The sequence below is a fragment of the Dysgonomonas termitidis genome (assembly GCF_042654545.1).
Taxonomy (GTDB): domain Bacteria; phylum Bacteroidota; class Bacteroidia; order Bacteroidales; family Dysgonomonadaceae; genus Dysgonomonas; species Dysgonomonas termitidis.
In genome coordinates this window covers 36,900-58,122 of record NZ_JBHSGN010000011.1, presented here as the reverse complement: position 1 = coordinate 58,122, position 21,223 = coordinate 36,900, and the positions used below count along the sequence as shown (strand labels likewise).

Genomic DNA, 21,223 nt, shown 5'->3' with positions numbered 1-21,223 from the left:
ATGGAAGCAGCAACCATCCACTGGTATGGAGCCCTGATCGGTCTGGCGATAGCGATCATCCTGATTTTAAAAAAGCTGAATCCTGTTTATTCTTTATTTCTGGGCGCGATAACAGGCTCCCTGATCGGGGGAGCCGACTTCTTACAGACGACCACTATTATAATTAATGGGACGCAAAGTATTATCGGTATTGTAGTCAGGGTATTGGCAGCCGGGGTACTGGCCGGGGTCATGATGGACTCGGGTGCTGCGGAAACCATTGCGCAGACTATCGTAAGAAAGCTCGGGGGCAGTAAAGCCATTCTTGCTCTTGCCTTGGCCACGATGATAATCACGGCCGTAGGAGTATTCATTCCGGTAGCAGTGCTGATTGTTGCCCCGATCGGACTGTCGGTCGCTAAAACAATGGGTTTTTCCAAGATAGCCCTTCTTTTAGCTCTTTCGGGCGGAGGGAAGGCTGGTAATGTAATATCTCCTAATCCTAATTCTATTGCAGTTGCCAATGGCTTCGGGGTAGAGTTGAGTGATGTCATGCTCTATGGCTTTATCCCTGCGGTTTTCGGATTGCTTGTGACTGTTTTTGTGGCTACGATGATAAGAAATAAAGGATCGGAGATAAAGGACAGCGATATAAAAATGCCTGCCGATACCTCGGATTATCCCCCTTTTCGTAAAGCGATTGTTGCACCGGTGGTTGCGATATTATTGTTAATGGTCAATCCTGTCGGTTCTGTCTTTGGGATACCTGCATTGCAAAGCCTGAAGCTGGATGCGATGTATGTGCTTCCTGTAGCCGGGATAATAGGGATGATGGCAATGGGAAAGGCAAAGAAAATACTCGATTATACAGCAAGCGGTATGAACCGTATGACCGCAACTGTACTTATACTGATAGGCGCGGGAGCGATAGCCGGATTGATATCCGCATCGGATTTATCGGTAAGGATTGTGGCTCTTATCAATGAATCCGGAATTTCCGGGACGTTTCTTGCCCCTATCGCAGGAGTTTTGATGGCGGCAGCAACCGCTTCGACATCCACGGGGGTGATATTGGCTTCGGGTTCTTTCGGTAAAACCATTCTTGATATAGGGACGGCACCTATTGCAGCGGCGGTGATGGTGCACACAGGGGCAACGGTGATAGACCAGCTTCCTCAGGGGAATTATTTTCATGTAACGGCAGGTTCGATGTATATGTCGATAAAGGAGCGTATGGAAGTTGTTCCGTATGAAGCCATTATAGGTGGGGTTATGACAATTGTTTCTACAGTTCTGTATGGGTTTATATTTTGAGGAATGGATAATGTTTATTGTTATATAGAATAGTTCAATTTCATTAGTCATTTTCTCGCAATGGCATAATTCAAATAAATTTGATTCTGCCTTCATTGCTTAACGAAAATGTTCAATTATTCTATGCATTTTTTCTACGCGGAATTAAAATTCCTTGTGTTCCTTTTGGCCAAAGCCCCAAAAGGAACCAAAAGTGCTTTAGCGCCCCACTTCAAAGGCCGACCCGTTAGCAGAAGAGACGGCTAAACGAAAAAACTCGCTCCGGGGTTTGTATAATCCGAATCGTCGGATAAGCTCAAACACGTTTTCGTTTTTTAGCCTTTCTCTCCTGACGGGTGCCCGTCCGTGAAGCATACGGCGCCTGCTGACGCGTATTTATTCATCAAAGGGCTTCGCTTACTAAGGCGTCAGCGGATGCGCATTAGTGCCGCAGGCGGGCACCTGTCCGGTGCAGTCGGCGTAGAAAGGGACGGGGTGATAGCCCGTTTGTCTCTTTCAGCCGGCAAACCGTTGACAGGTCGCCGAGGAACGAAGCGCTAGCTTTTTGCTTACTTTTGGGCAATGCCAAAAGTGAGGACAAGCCCGGGAGGGCGCGGCAGGATTGAGCTAAAATTCCCTATATAAATTAAGAATAGAATTATGTCGAGAAGATTAGAATATTTAATTCTACAATACAATCGCATACTTTATATCATTTAGTTTAAACAAATATTTATCATATATGAAAAATACCGTTTTTGTTCTGGCTCCCGATTCATTTAAAGGCTCGATGACTGCGAAGCAGGTTTGTGATGCCATGGAACGCGGGATAAAGAAAGTTTTACCCGATGCGGAATGTATAAAAGTACCGATGGCCGATGGCGGAGAAGGTACAATGCAGTCGCTGGTAGATGTAACAAACGGGACTATCTATGAACTGGACGTTACAGGTCCTTTGGGTAAACAAGTAAAAGCCCGGTATGGAATTATGGGTAATGGCAAAACTGCTGCTATTGAGATGGCTTCTGCCAGTGGAATACACTTTGTGAATGAGGATACAAAAAATCCACTCAATACCACGACTTATGGTACAGGGCAATTAGTAAAGGCATGTCTCGACAGGGGTGTTCATAAAATTATTCTTGGAATAGGAGGGAGTGCTACCAATGATGGTGGTGCGGGTTTTGCCCGGGCGCTCGGAGCGAAATTTCTGGATAAAGAAGGACGGGAGCTTCCCCCGGGAGGGGCTGCATTAGCCGGATTGGACAGGATAGATATTTCTTCACTCGACCCGAGGTTGAAAGATGTGGATATTGAAGTTGCCTGTGATGTTACAAATCCGCTTTGCGGCAAGACCGGAGCGTCTTTTGTTTTTGGCCCGCAAAAAGGTGCAACTGCTGAAATGGTAACGATTCTGGATAATGCGCTTGATCGTTATGCAGGGATTATCTCCAGGGACTTGAAAAAAGAAGTGAAAGATGTACCCGGTGCCGGAGCCGCAGGTGGTTTGGGAGCCGGATTGTTAGCCTTTACCAATGCCCGTTTGGAAAAAGGGGTTGATATTATAATCAATTATACCAATCTGAAAGAAATCGTACGAAAAGCGGATATAGTATTCACGGGTGAAGGTGGTATCGATTTTCAGACACAATACGGGAAAACACCTTTTGGGGTGGCACGGACTGCAAAAGCGGCAGATAAAACAGTGATAGCTATTGCCGGGTATATAGGAGAGGGTATAGAACAGTTGTACAGTATGGGGTTTGATGCTATCTTGGGGATTATACCCGGAGCAATGACTATCGGGGAAGCGATGATGAAAGGAGCAGAAAATGTGGAGAGAACTGTGGAGAATATAGTGAGGTTATTAAATAGCCGTAGTAAGATATAGAAAATCCGGAAGCAATATAAAATATTTATATATATGGTTTTTATACTTTGAATTTTGTAATAAATAATGAATTTAATTATCTGTATGTAAATGATTTGATGTGATATGCGAAAGATAAAAAGCTACTATCGGAAAATGAGCGAAAACTGTAACCTTTGTTACCTTTTAACAAATAGTAAGTTTTAAGTAGTAAGTTGAAAGTTATATGAGATACGGGTTGTTACTGTTGACTGTAAAAGTTGTAACCTTTGTTACCTTTTTGGAGAAAGATACGAGAGACAGGTTGTTAACTACTCTCTGACGAGATGCTTCGTTTCCCTCAGCATGACAGACCACGATACTGTTTACTGATGACTGTTTACTGTTAACTGATATATCTGTTACCTTTGTTACCTTTTGATGATATATGCTTGAAAAATAAACGATTAATAAAAAGAGGAAATATAGAGTTGAAAAAGTTTGAAATGTGTCATTAATTGCGATCAATTACTTAATTCAGCATGTTTTCCAAATAATTATTTATAAATAAGAATACAATAAACCAATGAGAAATAATACTTTTTTGATTCTATTGATAAGCTTAGTTTTTTGTCAGGCGAATATCCTGGCACAAAAGCAATTTACTCTGAAATCACCTGATAGCAAGATTGAAGTTAATATATCTATAGGTAAAACCATAGAGTATTCTGTGTTTCATCAAGGAGATCTGATGCTTGACAGATCTGCTGCCTCCATGACTTTAGGCGACGGATTTAATTATGGCGTCAATGCTGAATTGGAAAAATCATCGACACGGACAATAAATCAAACTATCGACGCCCTTATTTATAAGAAGAACAAGATTGAAGATCGTTACAATGAGCTTTCCTTAAAATTCAGGGGAGACTACAGCGTGATATTCAGGGCATATAATGATGGTATCGCTTATCGTTTTGTGTCTACGTCGAAGAAACCTTTTGTGGTTGTAAATGAACAAGCCGATTTTAATTTCCCCGGCGATACCAAGGCTTTTATCCCTTATGTGAGGGATAACCAGTCGAAGAGGGCTAAGACCGGTTATCAGAACACAACTTTTGAAATGCAGTTTTATAATTCGTTCGAAAATATATATGAACATAGTCTCTTATCTGAATGGATAAAAGGGCGTTTGGCTTTTTCACCATTGGTTATTGAAGGTATTAACGGGAAAAAGGTATGTCTCGCAGAGGCCGATTTAATGAATTATCCGGGTATGTACCTGTATAATGAGACAGGAGGTAATACCCTCTCCGGCGTATTTGCTCCTTATCCGGATGAAATTAAGCAAGGCGGCCATAATATGTTGCAGGGTGAGGTTTATTCCGTGGAACCTTATATTGCTAAATTTGAGGGGGCTACGGAATTTCCGTGGCGTGCGGTAATCATCTCATCGGAAGATTATGAGCTGGCAAATAACGATATGGTCTATAAACTTGCTAGCCCTGCCCGTGGAGATTATTCGTGGGTGAAGCCGGGGAAAGTGGCCTGGGACTGGTGGAATAGCTGGAATCTGTATGGTGTGGACTTTAAGACGGGGGTGAATAACGAAACTTACAAGTATTATATTGATTTCGCTTCAAAATCCGGTATTGAATATGTTATTCTGGATGAAGGATGGGCTGTGAACCTGCAAGCTGATCTAATGCAGGTTGTACCGGAAATAAACCTGAAAGAACTGATAGATTATGCCGGCAAGAAAAATGTAGGACTTATCTTATGGGCAGGATACTGGGCGCTCAATCGTGATATGGAGGGTATCTGTAAACATTATTCCGAAATGGGAATAAAAGGATTCAAGGTGGATTTTATGGATAGAGACGATCAGCTGATGGTGGACTTCCATCGCAAAGGGGCTCAGATTGCCGCGAAGTACAAAATGCTGATGGACTATCATGGTACATATAAACCGACCGGATTGCAACGCACTTACCCCAATGTTATCAATTTCGAGGGTGTATTCGGGCTGGAGCAGATGAAATGGGATGCAGATACCGATCAGGTAACTTATGATGTTACAATGCCGTTTATCCGTCAGGTCGCCGGCCCGGTAGACTATACCCAGGGTGCGATGCGTAACGCGACTAAGAGCAATTACAGGTCTGTGTATAGTGAAGCCATGAGTCAGGGTACGCGCTGTCGTCAACTTGCACAATATATCATATTCGAATCTCCTCTGAATATGCTTTGCGATAATCCTTCCAATTATATGCGAGAGAAAGAATGTACAGAATATATCGCCTCAGTGCCAACTATTTGGGATAACACAATCTCATTGAACGGGGAAATAGGGAAATATATAAGTATTGCCCGTAAGAAAGGAGATGTGTGGTATGTCGGCTCCATGACTAACTGGGATGCACGAAGCCTTGAACTGGATCTGTCTTTTCTGGGTGAAGGCAGGTTCAAAGGTGAAGTATTTAAGGATGGAGTGAATGCCGGTAAAGCCGCCCGCGATTACAGGAAAGAGGTTATAGATATTCCGGTAGATCGTAAATTGCCTGTTTTGATGGCTCCCGGCGGAGGATATGTTATAAAGATATATCCTGTATTTAATTGATTAATAAGTTGTTATTTATTAAAGTGTATGACGGTCTGAAGGATAGGTTTATGTAGTATTTGTCTTTTTAGGGAGCCTTTTTGATTTATTTCTCTTATTTATACCATTCATATCGCCTATATGGTTTTAAATCGAGCATGCAATATTATTCTGTAGTGAAAAGTTTGTTTTTCTTAACTAAATCATACCTAGATGTAGGTATGGTTTTATCAAAATATAATAAAAAATAGTGATTGTTAGATAAAATTAACACCTGTACATTTGTCGTCTATTATAAATAGATAAAATTTATGAAGACCCAGATTACGTTATTAATACTACTATCAATCCTCTTCTGTAATAAAATTTTAGCCCAGCAAGAGGCTATCCCTGAAAAAAGCGATACAATCGCAGCAGATACTCCTCCCGAATGGAATTACAATAAATATCGTTTTGGAGGATACGGAGAGATTCTTTTTCAGCAAATGGATTATGGTCCCGACAGGTATAAAGATCCGGCAGGAGCACCAAGCGACAAACGCTCTTATATTTCAATACCCAGAGCTGTATTTTCGTTCGAATATAAATTCAGGCCTGACATTGTATTTTCTACCGAACTTGAGATAGAATACGGAGGTACAGGTTCTGCGATGGAACTTGAATATGAAGAAGGTGGAGAATATGAAACCGAGATAGAGAAAGGCGGTGAAATAGAACTGGAACAGTTCCATATAACCAAACGGTTTAGTAATGCCTTTAATATCAGGGCCGGGCATATGATTGTCCCTATAGGCATTACGAATGCGCATCACGAACCTATATTCTTTTTCGGAACAACCAGACCGGAGGGTGAATCTACGATATTACCCTGCACATGGCATGAAACGGGGATATCGGTACTCGGTTATTTCTCCGGGTTCAGATACGAACTGATGCTTATTAACGGACTTGATCCCAATGGCTTCTCATCGGCCAATTGGATAAAAGGCGGGCGTCAAAGCATATTTGAAAGTTCTACGATGACCAATCCCGCAGTTGCCGGAAGGGTAGAATATAAAGGAATCAGGAATTTGAGATTAAGTGCATCCGGATATTATGGAAACACGGCAAAGAATGCAAGTAAACCTCAAAAGATGACCGGTATAAAAGCTCCTGTCAGCATCATTTCGGCGGATGCCCAATACCTGTCAAAGAATCTGGCTGTGAGGGGTAATTTTGTATATGGAAACCTCGGCGCGTCGAAGAGAGTATCTCAAATAAACAAAAGTGTATCGAAAAATACAGGTTTCTCCCGGACACCTGTGGCGAAAAATGCTGTAACATATTCCATTGAGGCCGGATATAATATCCTGTCGTTTTTCAAGACAAAAGAAAGATTAATGCCTTTCGTAAGATATGAATATTATAACAGTGCTGAAAATGTAGAGGAAGGTATGGCCGAAATGCCTATAAACAAACGGAATATATTCACATTTGGTGTAAACTATAACTTGTTGCCTAATATGGTTCTGAAAGCCGATTATTCGAACAGAAGGCTTGATGGAGGAAACTATAATGATGAGAATACATTCGGTTTGGCTTTGGTGTATACCGGATGGTTTTTCAAAAAATAAGAATATTGATTAATCCGAATCCTTTTAATATCAATTTTACATAATAACCAAAATAATGAAAAAATTAAGCGTTTATTTTTTACTGTTATTCTCTGCTTTATATTTCTTTTCTTCATGCGGTGAAGACAGTCCCGGAGGTGAATTTACAGATGACGGGTATGGATATGATTTTACCCAGGTGCTGAAAGTATATACAGATGATGTTATACTTCCTACGTATGCAGATATGAAAAATAAGGCCTGGGCCCTCTATGATGCGGTGCAAACATTTAACGCCAGTAACGGAAGAACACAAACAAACCTGAATGCTGTTTGTGCAGCCTGGCGTGCCACACGTATCCCTTGGGAGCAAAGTGAAAGTTGTTTATACGGACCGGCAGACAGGCTGGGTCTTGACCCTTCTTTGGATTCATGGCCTCTGAAGAAAGGAGATATAGATAAAATAATCAATTCCGGAAATATTACTATCGATAAGATTATGGACCCGGGTGTTCATGGCTTTCATACAATCGAATACCTCATATTCTCGGAAGGAAATCCTAAAGTGCTTTCCTCTACGCCTCTTTCCGATGCAGAAATCCAATATTTAGTAGTAGCAACCGAATATCTTAGAAATGACTGCATCATGTTGTGGGCTGCATGGAATGGAACTCAAAACATCAGTGCAAAGGATCAGGCTGTAATTAATACGTTTGACGAAGATCCTACCCAATACAATTTTGCTTATAATTTCAAGAATGCAATAACAAGCAGTGGTGTCGACCTTGCCACAATGGATGATGCCATTGATAATATAATTGAAGGATGTGCCGGAATCGCAGATGAAGTTGCTGCCCAGAAAATAGGAGCTCCGAGAGATTTGGCTCTGGATGGAAGAACCGACGAAGCGGTTCTAGAAGTGGAGTCATGGTATAGCTGGAACTCAATCGATGACTATGCAAACAATATTATCAGTATTCGCAACTCGTATTTCGGGGGATTGAATAAAACAACATCCAACAGAAGCCAACACAGCATGTCTGTTTTTGTAGAGTCTAAGAATGCAGCTTTAGATACAGAGATTACTGCCGCAATAGACAAAGCATATAAAGCGATAAATGAAGGGATGCAACGTCCTTTCCGCAACAATCTGACCGGAGCTAAAGTGGATGCGGCAATTGATGCTTGTACCGATTTACAATTGAGTTTCGAGAAAATTAAACAGCTGAAAGATTAATAATCTCTTTTCTCTATACTAAGTAATCAACAAATAGGAGAATCAGGGAATAACAATATTACTTAGATTCTGACAGATTTATGAAAAACTATTTATGTTAAGATATAAATTCTTAAAAGTTGGTGTCGTGATGTGTCTTTGCATCACGGCATTTACAGCTTGTAGCGACAACGACGATGATATCATTTACAAGCCCAATGGAAAAGTTGCGCATCCGGACGAATTATCGGCCGGAACATCTACCGTATTTATGTCCGGGATCAGGGCATATGATACTCCTGCGCCGTGGGTGAAGGGTGATATGCTGACCCGATTCAATCTGGGAGATCAACTTTATGATGATCCCCGGACAACAGACCAGTCCGATCCGAACAAAGGAGGGCTTGGCCCTCTCTACGCAGGTTATTCGTGCGGAAGTTGCCATAAGAATGCAGGGCGGACTTATCCCACTCTTTTTTCGGAAGGAGGTTCCGGTAAATATGGCTTCTCTTCTATGCTTGCTTATATTACACGAAAGAATGGAGCCTTTTTTCGTCAATATGGACGAGTCTTACATGATCAATCTATTGTAGGGGTTGAGCCGGAGGGTAAGCTTAAGGTAACTTATGAAGAGAAAGAGTATTCTTTTCCTGATGGGGAGAAGTACTCTCTCATCACTCCTCATTATTCTATATCGGAATGGTATGCCGATGAAATAAAACCGGAAGATCTGATTATTGATGTACGTATCCCTCTCCGGCATGTTGGCATGGGGCAGATAATGGCGCTCGATCCAGATGAATTGAGAAGGTTGGCTGCACAAAGCAACTATCCCGAATACGGAATTTCGGGACGGCTTGCCGTCATACAGGAACGTAACAAAACTATGATAGGAGTGGGCGGGAATAAAGCACATCATGCAGACCTGACCGTAGAATTAGGTTTCTCGTCCGACCTGGGAGTTACAAACGACCGCTACCCGCTCGAAGTGAGCGAAGGACAGTCTCAGAACGTTGGTTACTCACATTACGGTATCCAGATATCAACACATGATATGGAGAATGTCGATCTGTATCTGAGCACATTGGGTGTCCCCGCACGGCGGAATATTACGCATGAACTGGTGAAAAAAGGCGAAGAGAACTTCTATAAAGCCAAATGTCATCTGTGTCATACCCCTACTTTACACACCCGGCAGGATGCCCCTGTTTTGCTTAACGGGACACGCCTTCCATGGCTGTGCAACCAGACGATACATCCATACAGCGATTTTCTCTTGCATGATATGGGACGTGAGCTGGACAGCGGTTATAAATCGGGAGCGGCTTATACCTATGAGTGGCGTACAACTCCGTTGTGGGGCATTGGTTTGCAGGAAACTGTAAACGGACATACGCACTTTCTGCACGACGGGCGTGCCCGGAACCTTCTTGAGGCTATCATGTGGCACGGAGGCGAGGGTAGTGTGTCGCGGGAGTTGTTCAGTCGCATGTCGAAAGAAGACAGGGACGCTTTGCAGATATTCCTCAATTCACTTTAAACTAAATAGAAAAGAATACATTGATATGAAATTCAGATTTTTATTATTCGCAGGATTACTTCTATCCGTAAATTTATTAGCACAGGAGAGTGATAATAATGATAAATATATCGAAAGCGATGTTATCCCTCTTGCCGGAAAGAAAGGATTCAGCTTCGAAAGTAAGGCCGGGGACTTTGTTTTTAAACCCTTTGCTCTTGTACAGGCATCGGCCAAGATGAATTACTACGATGATGAGCAGATAGGTGCCGACGATCAGGATAATGTAGCCAATAGCGGCTTTGAGATAGGAAACGCATTGATCGGTTTTGCCGGAAAGGCTTTCGGAAAAGTAACGTTCAATCTTACGTTGAATGCGGCTCAGTCGGGAGATGCCTTGCTTCAGCAAGCATGGGCAGACCTCAATTTGAAAGATGAATTGCGCTTCCGTGTGGGGAAATTTAAAACTCCTTTTAATCAGGCCTATCTTGTGACATTGGGAGAAACGCTTTTCCCATCGTTACCTGTTTCGCTCACAGCTCCGGTTAATATTCCATATTCTATAAATTCAGTCAATCCTAATTTTGCGACCGGGTTCGATCTTGGCGTACAGGTACATGGCTTGATTAAGAATAAATGGGAATACAGGGTAGGGATTTTTAATGGAACAGGCATAACTGTGAATAGCGCGAAGAAGACTATCAGCGACGATCTGCACATCCCGTCACTGTTATACTCGGGGCGTATTGCCTATATGCCTAAGGGTGTGATGCCTACCCATCAGGGAAGCCCCGATGATTTGAATAATAATAAATTTTTAGTCGCGCTTTCTTCTTCTTACAATGTGGAAGCCAACTGGCAGGCAAGTAATGATTTCCGTGCAGGTCTGGAATTTTCCTATTTATATAACCGCTGGTATATTTCGGCAGAAGCCTATTATTTAAATATGGATTTTGTAGAAAGGCAGCAGGTTTCTCATTCTTACGATTTTGTCGGCGGCTATATTCAGGGAGGGTATTTTGTCAATCCGAAAATGCAATTGGCGGCGCGATATGACTTTTTTGACCGTAATTCATCCAGAACCGATGGAATCCTGAATGCTCCGGCAGTAGGGTTCAATTATTATATTGTCGGTTATAACCTGAAATTACAGGCTATGTATCAGTATCTGGGAAAATGGGGTCACGAAAACCAACTGGAGAGGGATAATGATGACTTAGGTCTTGCTCAACATTTTGCACAGGTAATGTTCCAATTTTCTTTCTGATAAATAAAATCATGGGAAAGAATAATTTGATAAAATTTTGGATATTGTTTGTCGTCTTATTGTCTGTCATTACTTCAGGTTGCGATAGTGGGGATATATATCCTAAAGATAAGACTTCGGGCGGAACGGATGTAGATGTTTCTGTCAGTTTCCAATTTACACACATCGAGGCTTTTCCTGAAAGCTATAAGATAGTGTTCGGATCTTTCAACGATGATCTGGCGTATCCAATATCATCGAAAGTAATATCTAAACCCTCAGATAATGGAGTGGTTACGGTCTCGTTGGCTAATATTCCGGAGAATACAACATATCTGGCATTATACCTCGTACAAGAACATAGTAACTATAAGATTTATCCTTTTTATACCTATCCGATAGTTAATATGCCGCAGGAAGATTTTGAAATTCCACTTCAAAATATCGATTTGGCAATGTTTGGGCGGGTGCAGAAACAGGTGTTTTCTCAATGCCTCCAGTGTCACGGGGGAAGCGGATTTGCCGCTGCGGGCCTGCATTTAACCGAAGGCAGGAGTCATGCAGATTTGGTAGATATAACGGCATTGCATAATCCTGATAAAATGCGGATAAGCCCGGGAAATATCCAGAATAGTTATCTGATGGATATATTGAAAGGCGAAGCCTTAGAGAATCAACACTCGAGTCTCTCTTCTCTTAAAGATGATGATATTGTTCTGGTCGGGCAGTGGATAAAAGGCGGGGCTAAAAGTGAATAATCATAAACAGAAATGAAATATAGAAATATAGGATGGGACGACTTGTCCGTCAATATAAATTTAAGTTGCTTCTTACCCGAAGGCGGGGTGGCAGAATATCATGCCATTATTGAGCTAAATAATAAATATAACAATGCTGAAATTCAGTACAGAGATATAGAAGCCGCGCTGGAACGTTTGCAACAGTCGGATATATTACTTGGTTCCACATTGGTATTGAAACGGTACTTTGTAAGTGATGCTGTCAATCAATCCCAATTTTTGAAACAGAAGAATGAGAACGCTGCCGTTTCTGTTGTACAACAGCCTCCTCTGAATGGAACAAAAGTATCCATGTGGGCATATTTTGTCGCTGATAGTAGAATACATACAGATGGTTATGGTACAACAGTTTTGTCGCGCCCTCATTTTAAGCATATTTATAATACCCAATTGCAGAAGTCATTGAAGGATGAGTATGCCGAGACGGAATGTATTTTCAATACATATCTGGAATCATTGTATCTGCATGGTTGCACGTTGAAGGATAATTGTATCCGCACCTGGATATATGTGCAGGGAGTAGATGTTCATTACTCAGAGATGGTAAAGGCCCGTATTGCTTGCTTCAACAGAGAAGGTCTGAATAAAGAGACTCATTATATTGCAAGTACAGGTATAGAAGGGCGGTATACAAATGCTCAGACATTGGTATTGATGGACGCTTATGCTGTTAAAGGTATTTCTCAGGAACAAATCAAATATCTCCATGCCTCTACTCACCTGAATCCTACCCACGAATACGGGGTGACTTTCGAGCGGGGAACTACGGTGGATTATGGCGATCGCAGGCATATTTTCATATCAGGCACGGCCAGTATAGATAATAAAGGCGAAATTGTACATCTTACCAATATTGAAAAACAGATAGAGCGGACAATAGAGAATATAGAAGTTCTGCTCGCTGAGGCGGATGCGGTAATGAATGATATTTCGAAAATGATTGTATATCTGCGCGATACGGCAGACTATCAGATAGTTTCTGATTATCTTGATAAATATTATAAAGAATTGCCTAAAGTAATCGTATGGGCTCCTGTCTGCCGTCCGGGATGGCTGATAGAAATAGAATGTATTGCAATCAAAGAAATAGAAGCGAATCAGTTTGAGAAATTCTGATCTTGACAGATGAAAAATAGATTGTTGGCATTATTCTCATTACAGAAGCTTCCTTTTTGGGGTGTTTTTGTCCTTTCCGTTATTATGGCTTTGGCAACCTTTGTAGAAAAGAGTCATGGTTCGGAATATACCTATTCTCATATATACGGCTCATGGTGGTTCTCCGCTTTGTGGGGATTATTAGTTATACTCAGCCTTACAGGAATTGTAAAAGGGCAGATGTACAGGAATTTGTCATTGCTATTTGTCCATATTTCTTTTATACTGATACTAGCCGGGGCTTTTTGTACAAAACTGTTTGCCGAACATGGCTATGTTATTCTCAATAAAGATACGGATTGCAGCAAAATGCAGGCTGACGCGGATACCGTTGAGCTACCTTTCCGGATGCGGCTGGATACTTTCTATGTTTCATACTATGCGGGGACGAATGCTCCGGCCGACTATATTTCGCATTTCTCCATAAAGGATAAACTGTCGGGCAAAACCACGATAGCAGAGGTGTCTATGAATAATATATTCAGTTACGATGGCTACCGCTTCTATCAGTCGTCTTTCGAAGACGATTGGCGAACAAGTATATTGAGTGTCAACCATGATAGTTGGGGAATTCCTCTGACCTATGCCGGTTATGCCTTATTCGTTTTAGCGATGATCTGGTATTTATTCTCGCCTCAGAATGCTTTCCGGAAGTTGCTGAATCATCCCCTCCTGAAAAAAGCATTGATAATCATATTATTTATTATTCCGGTTTCCTGTTTTTCTCAGATTCTTACTAAGGATAGCTTGTCAGTAAACAAAAAGCAAGTAAAGGAATTCTGTAAATTATGGATGCTGTACGATGGAAGAATAAGCCCTGTAGCAACCTTTGCCCATGATTTCACTTTGAAAATTACAGGGAAGACATCATTCAGTTATCTCGATGCAAATCAATTCCTGATGGGATTTCTCTTTTTTCCTGACAAATGGCAACAGGTAGCCTTGTTCGAGGTAAAGGATGGTATGCTGAAAGAAGAATTAAATGCCGAGACCGAAAAAGCTGCATTGATAGATTTCTATGATACGGAAGGTAACTATAAGCTAAGTAAGTATTGGAAAGATCTGAGCAGTAATTCGCCAAAAACGTCTTTGTTGAAAGAGGTGGAAAAGCTGGATGAGAAGATACAATTAATCAATATGCTTCATAACGGGAGCCTTTTACAGATATATCCGCAAAAGATTGATAATGATGTAAAGTGGTTTTACCCTACGCAAAATCTCAGAACTAAAGATGAACAGAAAAATATAAAACTGATAAGGAATTCTCTTTTGTTTTATTATCAGGCAATTTCGGTCAATAGCGAAGAGAATGCGAAGCTTGCTCTTGAAACGATAAGTGATTATCAGAAAGCGAATGCAAAGGAAGTGCTTCCATCAGACCTGCATCGTGATATAGAGATCTTTTATACCAATGTAAATTTTACCTCGATCTTGTTTAAAATAAATCTTACTCTGGGATTATTGTCACTCTTATGTGTCTTTTTTCTGGCGGATAAGAGGGTTAAGCATGCAGATAAGATATTCTTCGGTATTCTTATTCTATCTTTTATTGTGCATACCTTTTCTATTGGGATCAGAACGTATATCGGAGGAAGATTGCCGTTCAGTAACGGATTTGAAACGATGCTTCTTATTGCATGGTCAGCCATGTTGATCGCCGTTTTAGCAGGACGCAAAATGCCTTTAATAGTATCATTCGGCTACTTAATCTCGGGCTGTTCTCTTTTGGTCGCTCATTTGGGTATGATGAATCCCCGGATAACGCCATTGGTACCCGTCCTTTCCTCCCCACTGCTAAGCATTCACGTATCAGTGATTATGCTTGCCTATACACTATTGGCTTTTATTATGCTTAACAGTCTTATTTCATTGATACAGATAGCTCTATGTCGGAATAAAGATGCTGCGGATACTCTGAAGAAGTTGGAACAGAATAAAATCTACAGTCTGATCTGTCTTTATCCCAGTCTTTTATTTTTGGGCGCCGGTATTTTTATAGGCGCTGTATGGGCAAATATATCGTGGGGACGTTATTGGGGATGGGACCCGAAAGAGGTATGGGCGCTGATAACATTTCTTGTGTATAGTCTGATTATTCACCAGAAAAATCTGAAAATATTTACGAATCTGTTTTTCTTTCATGCCTTTGGCCTACTATCATTTTCTACTGTGTTGATGACTTATTTTGGTGTGAACTACTTTCTTGGGGGAATGCACAGTTATGCGGGGGAGATGCAATTCGATTCTACCATTATTCTCATTATACTGATAAGCCTGTTAGTAATGGGATTGTTATACGTTTCTTATAAAAAGTATAAAAAGATGGGAGATGCTGAATTTGAAATATAGCCGGATTATATTAAAACTTCCCCAGAAAGTTCTCATCTCTGTTTTGCAAATTGAACGAGTATAATATGGGTGCGTTGTACACCTGAGATTTTTTTCTTTCTTCTAATTGAAATACATAGCCTTCAGCGAGAATTTTTCTTTGAAAATTGCGTCGGTCGAGTGTTTTACCAAGGATATTTTCATATATCTTACGTAATTCGGTCATGGTAAATTTTTCCGGAAGCAATTCATATCCTATTGGTATTACAGGTAACATTGTACGGATTGTATCAAGAGCTGTTTTTATTATATTATTATGGTCTGAATACAGATTGGGAAGGATATTGATATCATACCACTTGGATAATTCACCCTCTACGGAGGTTAACTTTACCTCATCATATTTAACAAGAGCATAAAAACCCAGAGAGATAAATCTTCTTAAAAGCCATTGCCCTTCACCTTTTGTCGTTTCATTCCTTTCTACAAAATCTATATTTTGCTTCATTATCGTCCTTTTGGGATCACTGAAAAGATAAAATTGTTTTAAAAATATATTGGTTAATCCGGTCCGCGTTTTTAGTATCCTGTATGCAGCTTCATCTGCGGCTTCACTATTGAGCATAAATCCTCCGGGCAGAGACCAGTAATCTTCAAGGTTGAATTTATTCAACAATACCTTTAGCTTTCCTTTGTGAAAACTGATAATGACACAATCGACAGAAAATCCCGGATGGATATTCTCCGCATTATATGGCCATAATTTGTTTGTACTCATCTTCTGTTGGAACTTATATTGCTCGATCTTATAAGTACAAAGGTAATAATTAAAATATATTCAAAGTGCGTCAATGGGACACATAAAATATGTTGTAAAACATTTATGCGTTATTTTGACGCACTTTTTGATTCAAAATCCAAATATTAAAAATATATTTGCGTCATAATAACGCACTTTTAGCGATAAAATAAGAAATCATGAGAAACACACTATTATTAATTGGAGCTATACTGATTACCTTATATAGCCAATCTCAAGAAAAGTTTATTACTGTAGAAAATAGCAATGGAGCTACACTGGCTTATTCTCCAAACTCCGGAGTGAAGATAATTACAGTCGGTGGACTTAAGTTTAAAGACCTGAATAAGAATGGTAAACTTGATAAATATGAAGACTGGCGCCTGCCTGTAGATCAAAGAGCTGGAGATTTAGCTCAAAAGATGACTATAGAGCAAATTGCAGGCCTTATGCTTTATAGCATACATCAAACCATCCCTGCACAGGATTTCGGTTTTGGTTCAAGTACATATGATGGTAAACCTTTTTCTAAAAGTGGGGCTAATCCATGGGATCTGACAGATGCTCAGAAGCAATTTCTGAAAGAAGACAATCTTCGGCATGTATTAGTAATGACTATACAAAGTCCGGAAATCGCGGCGAAATGGAATAATGAAATGCAGGCGTTTCTGGAAGGTATAGATTTTGGAATACCAGGGAATACCAGTTCTGACCCGCGTCATGCAACAACAAGTGATGCAGAATTCAATGCCGGTGGCGGTACAATATCTATGTGGCCCCGGGAATTGGGTTTAGCAGCTACATTTGATCCGGATTTAGTAAGGCGGTTTGGAGAAATAGCTTCTGCCGAATATCGGGCGCTGGGCATTGGTACGGCTTTATCACCACAGATAGATTTAGCTACAGAACCCCGCTGGTTTCGTATGGGGATGACCTTTGGAGAGGGTGCAAAACTGGTTACGGATCTGGCCCGGGCTTATGTAGATGGTTTTCAGGATTCTGCCGGTAAAGATGAAATAGCTGATGGATGGGGGTATAAAAGTGTAAACGCAATGGTCAAACACTGGCCGGGTGGAGGTCCTGAGGAAGGTGGACGCGATGGACACTGGGCTTTTGGTAAGTTTGCTGTGTACCCGGGTAATAATTTTGAAGAGCATTTGAAACCCTTCACAGAAGGGGCGTTCAATCTCGATGGGAAGACCCGGACGGCCTCTGCAGTAATGCCTTATTATACAATATCGTATAATCAGTCTAAAGATGGTTCTAATTATGCAAACGGTTTTAATAAATATATAGTGACAGACTTGCTGCGTGAGAAGTATGGGTATGATGGAGTTGTTTGTACCGATTGGTTGATTACAGCTAATGAAGGGGAAACTCCCGATGTATTTGCCGGTAAACCATGGGGCGTAGAAGATAAATCTATTGCGGAAAGGCATTATTTAGCAATCAAAGCCGGAGTAGATCAATTCGGAGGGAATAACGAAAAGGGCCCGGTTCTTGAAGCCTATAAAATGGGAGAGAAAGAATTTGGTAAGTCGTATATGAGAAAACGATTTGAACAATCAGCTGTTCGTTTGCTTAAAAATATATTTCGTCTCGGACTGTTTGAAAATCCATATCTGAATCCACAGGAAAGCTCAGAAATTGTTGGTAATCCTGAATTTATGGAAGCAGGATACGAAGCTCAATTGAAATCATCGGTTTTATTAAAAAATAAAAATAATGTCCTTCCTATTATAGATCGTAAAACAGTGTTCATACCAAAAGTATATACCCCTTCTGCTAAGAACTGGTGGGGAATATGGACTGAATCAAAACTAGATTATCCTGTAAACCTAAATATTGTGAAGAAATATTACAATGTAACTGCAAATCCGGCAGAAGCGGATTTTGCCATGGTCTTTGTGAGTAATCCAAAGAGCGAGCATGGGGGGTATTCTTTGACCGATCGCAAAGCCAGAGGGAATGGTTATATTCCAATTTCGCTTCAATACGATCCATATACAGCAACAGAAGCCAGAGAACATAGTATTGCAGCAGGTGATCCTGTTATAGATCCTGATATTAAGAATCGTTCTTATAATGGAAAATCAACAAGAACGAGTAACTCTAATGATTTGGATGTTTTGCTCAAGACTAGGGAGATGATGGTAGACAAACCTGTGATTGCAATCGTAGATGTGTCTAATCCGATGATATTTAATGAATTTGAAAAATATATGGATGGTATAATTGTAAATTTCGGGAGCTCCGCTCAATCAATACTGGATATTGTTTCCGGAAAATATGAACCGTCAGGACTACTTCCTGTACAGATGCCGGCTAATATGTCAACTGTAGAAAAACAATATGAGGACGTTCCGTATGATATGGAATGTCACAAAGATACTGAGGGTAATGTATATGACTTTGCTTTTGGTATGAACTGGAAAGGTATGATAAAAGATAATCGCACAAGTAAGTACGCTAAACCTTAAATTCAGAAGAAAACCTTTTTAACCCTATTTAATACTTTAAACAATGAAGAAAAGAACTTATTCTCGAGCTTTACTACTAGCTCTGGTTTCTACAATGGGAGTCTCTGCTGCTATATCGCAAACTAAGACACCGGCGGATACTATAAAAGTAGCAGATCCTAAAGCGGGAGGGACAGCCAATGTGATGCTGAATGCTTCGGCGGATAACGGACCACGCGCTGTAAATATTGGATTGCCTGCCAGTGTCGGTGGAACTGTTATTTTAGAAAATGGATTACCTGTGACATATGACTATATGGGGCAGATGCCTACCGCCCTGTGGCGACAAGATGCCGGAATTGCAAAATTCGGCGTGCTAAATGTTTCCGAAACAGCTTTGTTTGCGAGTGATGTCGGCGTATCTGTCAGTACCTGGACAAATAGAGGTACTGAAAAATTTAAAGGTTCTGCCGGTTTTACAACTAACTCATTCGGATTGTTAAGAGGTGATGTTGGTATCAGCGGGCCAATGAAGAATGGCTTTTATTATTCTCTCACAGCATTTATAAATATGGACCCTGGAACTTTTCGCTCCAATATATCTACATTCATGGATAAAACTCAGATATATAAAGGGGTCATTAACAAGAAATATGGCAGAGGACAAATAGGGTTGCAATATAAATTTGCATATAGTGAAGCTATAAATACTAAAAATAGTCCGTACATATATCGTAAGGATGGAACAGTGGATAAAATTTCCGGATTCAGGATAGGTCGGGATTCATACTTAGAACAATCTGGTATATTGAATGTGATAGATCCAATAACAGGAGAAGCAAAAGCATGGGATGCTATGAAAGATCTGGCTAGTACTTCTCATGTTATAGACCTGATGGGGGATCATAAATTTGATAACAATATGGTACTGGACTATACATTACGTTATCATTATGCAAACTCCGGTATGTACAACCCATACCTGTCCAATATCAGTAATGCAGAGCAACCAAGTGCGACACCTAAAGAAGGGGATAAAAGATATTTTTATGCAGATCATCCGGATCAACCTTATACTGGTCTTGTACAAAACGGTATGATGATCGCTGCCCCAAGTACTGTGAAGAATACGGTAATGGCTCGTCTCGAATTAAGCAAGAAATCGGAAAAGCATCATTGGATGGTAGGGTTTCACAACTGGTATTATAATGCAGACAAAGTGAATATGGCCACATATAGTTATCAGTTTGAAGCTGCTCCAAATCCAAGAGCATTGGTTTATGAACAATTCGATGGAACAAACTGGGTATCTAAAACAGATCAGCATGGCAACAGGAATCATAATGTTGCTATGCAATATTACAATGGGACAGATAATAAAATGGCGGTTGTGGGTACAGAGAAATGGACTGTTAATGACCGGCTTACCATCGATATGGGCACACGACTGGAATGGCAAAGAATAGATGGAGACTGGTATTCGGCCGAAGACCGGAAGGCCGGGGGAACAAACTGGGTATCAGGAAAAACGACAGATGTAAAGAAAGATTGGTTCAATATCACAGGTACGGCTAGTGCTACATGGAAGGCGCTCCCGAATTTAGGCACACCGGAAAAACCGGTGAACTTAGGTTTCCTTGCGGATGTTATGTATATTCAGCAGGCGGGAAAACTCAGTATGTATGCCGGAGCGGACGATCCGGGTATCGAAAAATGTGAAATCCCTGGTTTCTCGGCAGGTGTCTATTTTAATCATCCAATGATTAATATAGTATCTAAAATGACAAAGATCAAGCGTACAAACTTTAAAAATAACTCTACATTCAACAAAGTCATAGCCGGTGAAACCATAACTGAAAAACAAACGATCAGTTACGATGTAAATACTATCGGATGGACTACCGACATTTTGTTCAAGCCTTTCAAAGGATTCCAGCTGCATGCTTTATTAACGCTTCAGAATCCTAAATATGAAAATTATGAATTTGAAGTGTTCGGGGAAAAGTTCAGTAACAATGGGAATGTAGCACGCAGCGTATCGAAAACTCTGATCGAAATCGATCCCAGTTACTCTTGGGGTAAATTCAGGTTATGGGCAAGTGCCCGGTATTTTAGTAAAGAATATGCAAACTATCCTAATACATTAGTATTTGCCGAGCGTTGGGAAACATTTGCAGGATTGAACTTCAAATATGACAAAAACGTGGACTTTTCCATTAGTGCTGTAAACTTGTTGAACCAAAGTGGTGCTCAAGGCTCTATTTCAGGAACAAATACAACAACTGCGGAACAGGCGACAGCTCTTTATGATAAACCCCTGGTGGGCACATATATTCGTCCGTTTACTATCGAGTTTAAGACAAAGATTAAATTCTGATCATCCTTAAATAGC

At 40.7% G+C, this 21,223-nt stretch carries 14 protein-coding genes; 13 read left to right on the top strand and 1 reads right to left on the bottom strand.

Annotated elements, in window-relative coordinates; genetic code table 11:
• The 11 genes from ACFO6W_RS02010 to ACFO6W_RS01960 all read left to right on the top strand — a co-directional run bounded on the left by ACFO6W_RS02010 (position 1) and on the right by ACFO6W_RS01960 (position 15,594).
• The gene (locus ACFO6W_RS02010; RefSeq protein WP_379993631.1) at positions 1 to 1,293 is read left to right on the top strand and encodes a GntP family permease; all 1,293 of its coding nucleotides are present in this window, start codon (positions 1 to 3) and stop codon (positions 1,291 to 1,293) included.
• A gap of 345 nt (positions 1,294 to 1,638) precedes the next feature.
• The gene (locus tag ACFO6W_RS02005) at positions 1,639 to 1,833 is read left to right on the top strand and encodes a hypothetical protein (RefSeq protein ID WP_379993630.1); all 195 of its coding nucleotides are present in this window, start codon (positions 1,639 to 1,641) and stop codon (positions 1,831 to 1,833) included.
• Between the two features lie 181 nt (positions 1,834 to 2,014).
• Positions 2,015 to 3,163 carry a glycerate kinase family protein gene (locus ACFO6W_RS02000; protein ID WP_379993629.1) on the top strand — a complete coding sequence of 383 codons (1,149 nt, stop codon included), beginning with the start codon at positions 2,015 to 2,017 and terminating at the stop codon, positions 3,161 to 3,163.
• Between the two features lie 544 nt (positions 3,164 to 3,707).
• Positions 3,708 to 5,738, top strand: a complete 2,031-nt coding sequence (locus ACFO6W_RS01995; RefSeq protein ID WP_379993628.1) for a glycoside hydrolase family 97 protein — start codon at positions 3,708 to 3,710, stop codon at positions 5,736 to 5,738.
• Positions 5,739 to 6,028: 290 nt separating this feature from the next.
• Positions 6,029 to 7,330, top strand: a complete 1,302-nt coding sequence (locus ACFO6W_RS01990; RefSeq protein ID WP_379993627.1) for a hypothetical protein — start codon at positions 6,029 to 6,031, stop codon at positions 7,328 to 7,330.
• 55 nt (positions 7,331 to 7,385) lie between these two features.
• A complete protein-coding gene (locus ACFO6W_RS01985) occupies positions 7,386 to 8,546 on the top strand; it encodes an imelysin family protein (RefSeq protein WP_379993626.1) in 1,161 nt (386 codons plus the stop codon).
• Between the two features lie 130 nt (positions 8,547 to 8,676).
• Positions 8,677 to 10,065, top strand: a complete 1,389-nt coding sequence (locus ACFO6W_RS01980; RefSeq protein WP_379993686.1) for a di-heme oxidoredictase family protein — start codon at positions 8,677 to 8,679, stop codon at positions 10,063 to 10,065.
• A gap of 25 nt (positions 10,066 to 10,090) precedes the next feature.
• Entirely contained in the window at positions 10,091 to 11,311 is a 1,221-nt protein-coding gene (locus ACFO6W_RS01975) for a porin (RefSeq protein ID WP_006799955.1), read from the top strand.
• Positions 11,312 to 11,322: 11 nt separating this feature from the next.
• Positions 11,323 to 12,048, top strand: coding sequence for a hypothetical protein (locus tag ACFO6W_RS01970; protein ID WP_379993625.1), 726 nt, complete (start codon positions 11,323 to 11,325; stop codon positions 12,046 to 12,048).
• Positions 12,049 to 12,060: 12 nt separating this feature from the next.
• On the top strand, positions 12,061 to 13,206 hold the full coding sequence (locus ACFO6W_RS01965) for a Rid family hydrolase (RefSeq protein WP_379993624.1): 1,146 nt from the start codon (positions 12,061 to 12,063) through the stop codon (positions 13,204 to 13,206).
• A gap of 9 nt (positions 13,207 to 13,215) precedes the next feature.
• Positions 13,216 to 15,594, top strand: a complete 2,379-nt coding sequence (locus ACFO6W_RS01960; protein WP_379993623.1) for a cytochrome c biogenesis protein CcsA — start codon at positions 13,216 to 13,218, stop codon at positions 15,592 to 15,594.
• 10 nt (positions 15,595 to 15,604) lie between these two features.
• Here the strand turns inward: ACFO6W_RS01960 and ACFO6W_RS01955 are convergent, their stop codons facing one another.
• On the bottom strand, positions 15,605 to 16,351 hold the full coding sequence (locus tag ACFO6W_RS01955; protein ID WP_379993622.1) for an NUDIX hydrolase: 747 nt from the start codon (positions 16,349 to 16,351) through the stop codon (positions 15,605 to 15,607).
• A gap of 200 nt (positions 16,352 to 16,551) precedes the next feature.
• Between ACFO6W_RS01955 and ACFO6W_RS01950 the strand changes: the two genes are divergently transcribed.
• Together ACFO6W_RS01950 and ACFO6W_RS01945 are read left to right on the top strand one after the other, a co-directional pair.
• Positions 16,552 to 18,852, top strand: coding sequence for a glycoside hydrolase family 3 protein (locus ACFO6W_RS01950; RefSeq protein WP_379993621.1), 2,301 nt, complete (start codon positions 16,552 to 16,554; stop codon positions 18,850 to 18,852).
• Positions 18,853 to 18,895: 43 nt separating this feature from the next.
• Positions 18,896 to 21,208, top strand: a complete 2,313-nt coding sequence (locus tag ACFO6W_RS01945) for a TonB-dependent receptor (protein ID WP_379993620.1) — start codon at positions 18,896 to 18,898, stop codon at positions 21,206 to 21,208.
• Positions 21,209 to 21,223: the final 15 nt, after the last annotated feature.

Coding starts and splice junctions, on each gene's coding strand:
- ACFO6W_RS01980 (WP_379993686.1), top strand. CDS start 8,677: ATGTGTCTTTGCATCACGGCATTTACAGCTTGTAGCGACAACGACGAT.
- ACFO6W_RS01995 (WP_379993628.1), top strand. CDS start 3,708: ATGAGAAATAATACTTTTTTGATTCTATTGATAAGCTTAGTTTTTTGT.
- ACFO6W_RS01990 (WP_379993627.1), top strand. CDS start 6,029: ATGAAGACCCAGATTACGTTATTAATACTACTATCAATCCTCTTCTGT.
- ACFO6W_RS01975 (WP_006799955.1), top strand. CDS start 10,091: ATGAAATTCAGATTTTTATTATTCGCAGGATTACTTCTATCCGTAAAT.
- ACFO6W_RS01945 (WP_379993620.1), top strand. CDS start 18,896: ATGAAGAAAAGAACTTATTCTCGAGCTTTACTACTAGCTCTGGTTTCT.
- ACFO6W_RS01960 (WP_379993623.1), top strand. CDS start 13,216: ATGAAAAATAGATTGTTGGCATTATTCTCATTACAGAAGCTTCCTTTT.
- ACFO6W_RS01985 (WP_379993626.1), top strand. CDS start 7,386: ATGAAAAAATTAAGCGTTTATTTTTTACTGTTATTCTCTGCTTTATAT.
- ACFO6W_RS01955 (WP_379993622.1), bottom strand. CDS start 16,351: ATGAGTACAAACAAATTATGGCCATATAATGCGGAGAATATCCATCCG.
- ACFO6W_RS02000 (WP_379993629.1), top strand. CDS start 2,015: ATGAAAAATACCGTTTTTGTTCTGGCTCCCGATTCATTTAAAGGCTCG.
- ACFO6W_RS01950 (WP_379993621.1), top strand. CDS start 16,552: ATGAGAAACACACTATTATTAATTGGAGCTATACTGATTACCTTATAT.
- ACFO6W_RS01965 (WP_379993624.1), top strand. CDS start 12,061: ATGAAATATAGAAATATAGGATGGGACGACTTGTCCGTCAATATAAAT.
- ACFO6W_RS01970 (WP_379993625.1), top strand. CDS start 11,323: ATGGGAAAGAATAATTTGATAAAATTTTGGATATTGTTTGTCGTCTTA.
- ACFO6W_RS02010 (WP_379993631.1), top strand. CDS start 1: ATGGAAGCAGCAACCATCCACTGGTATGGAGCCCTGATCGGTCTGGCG.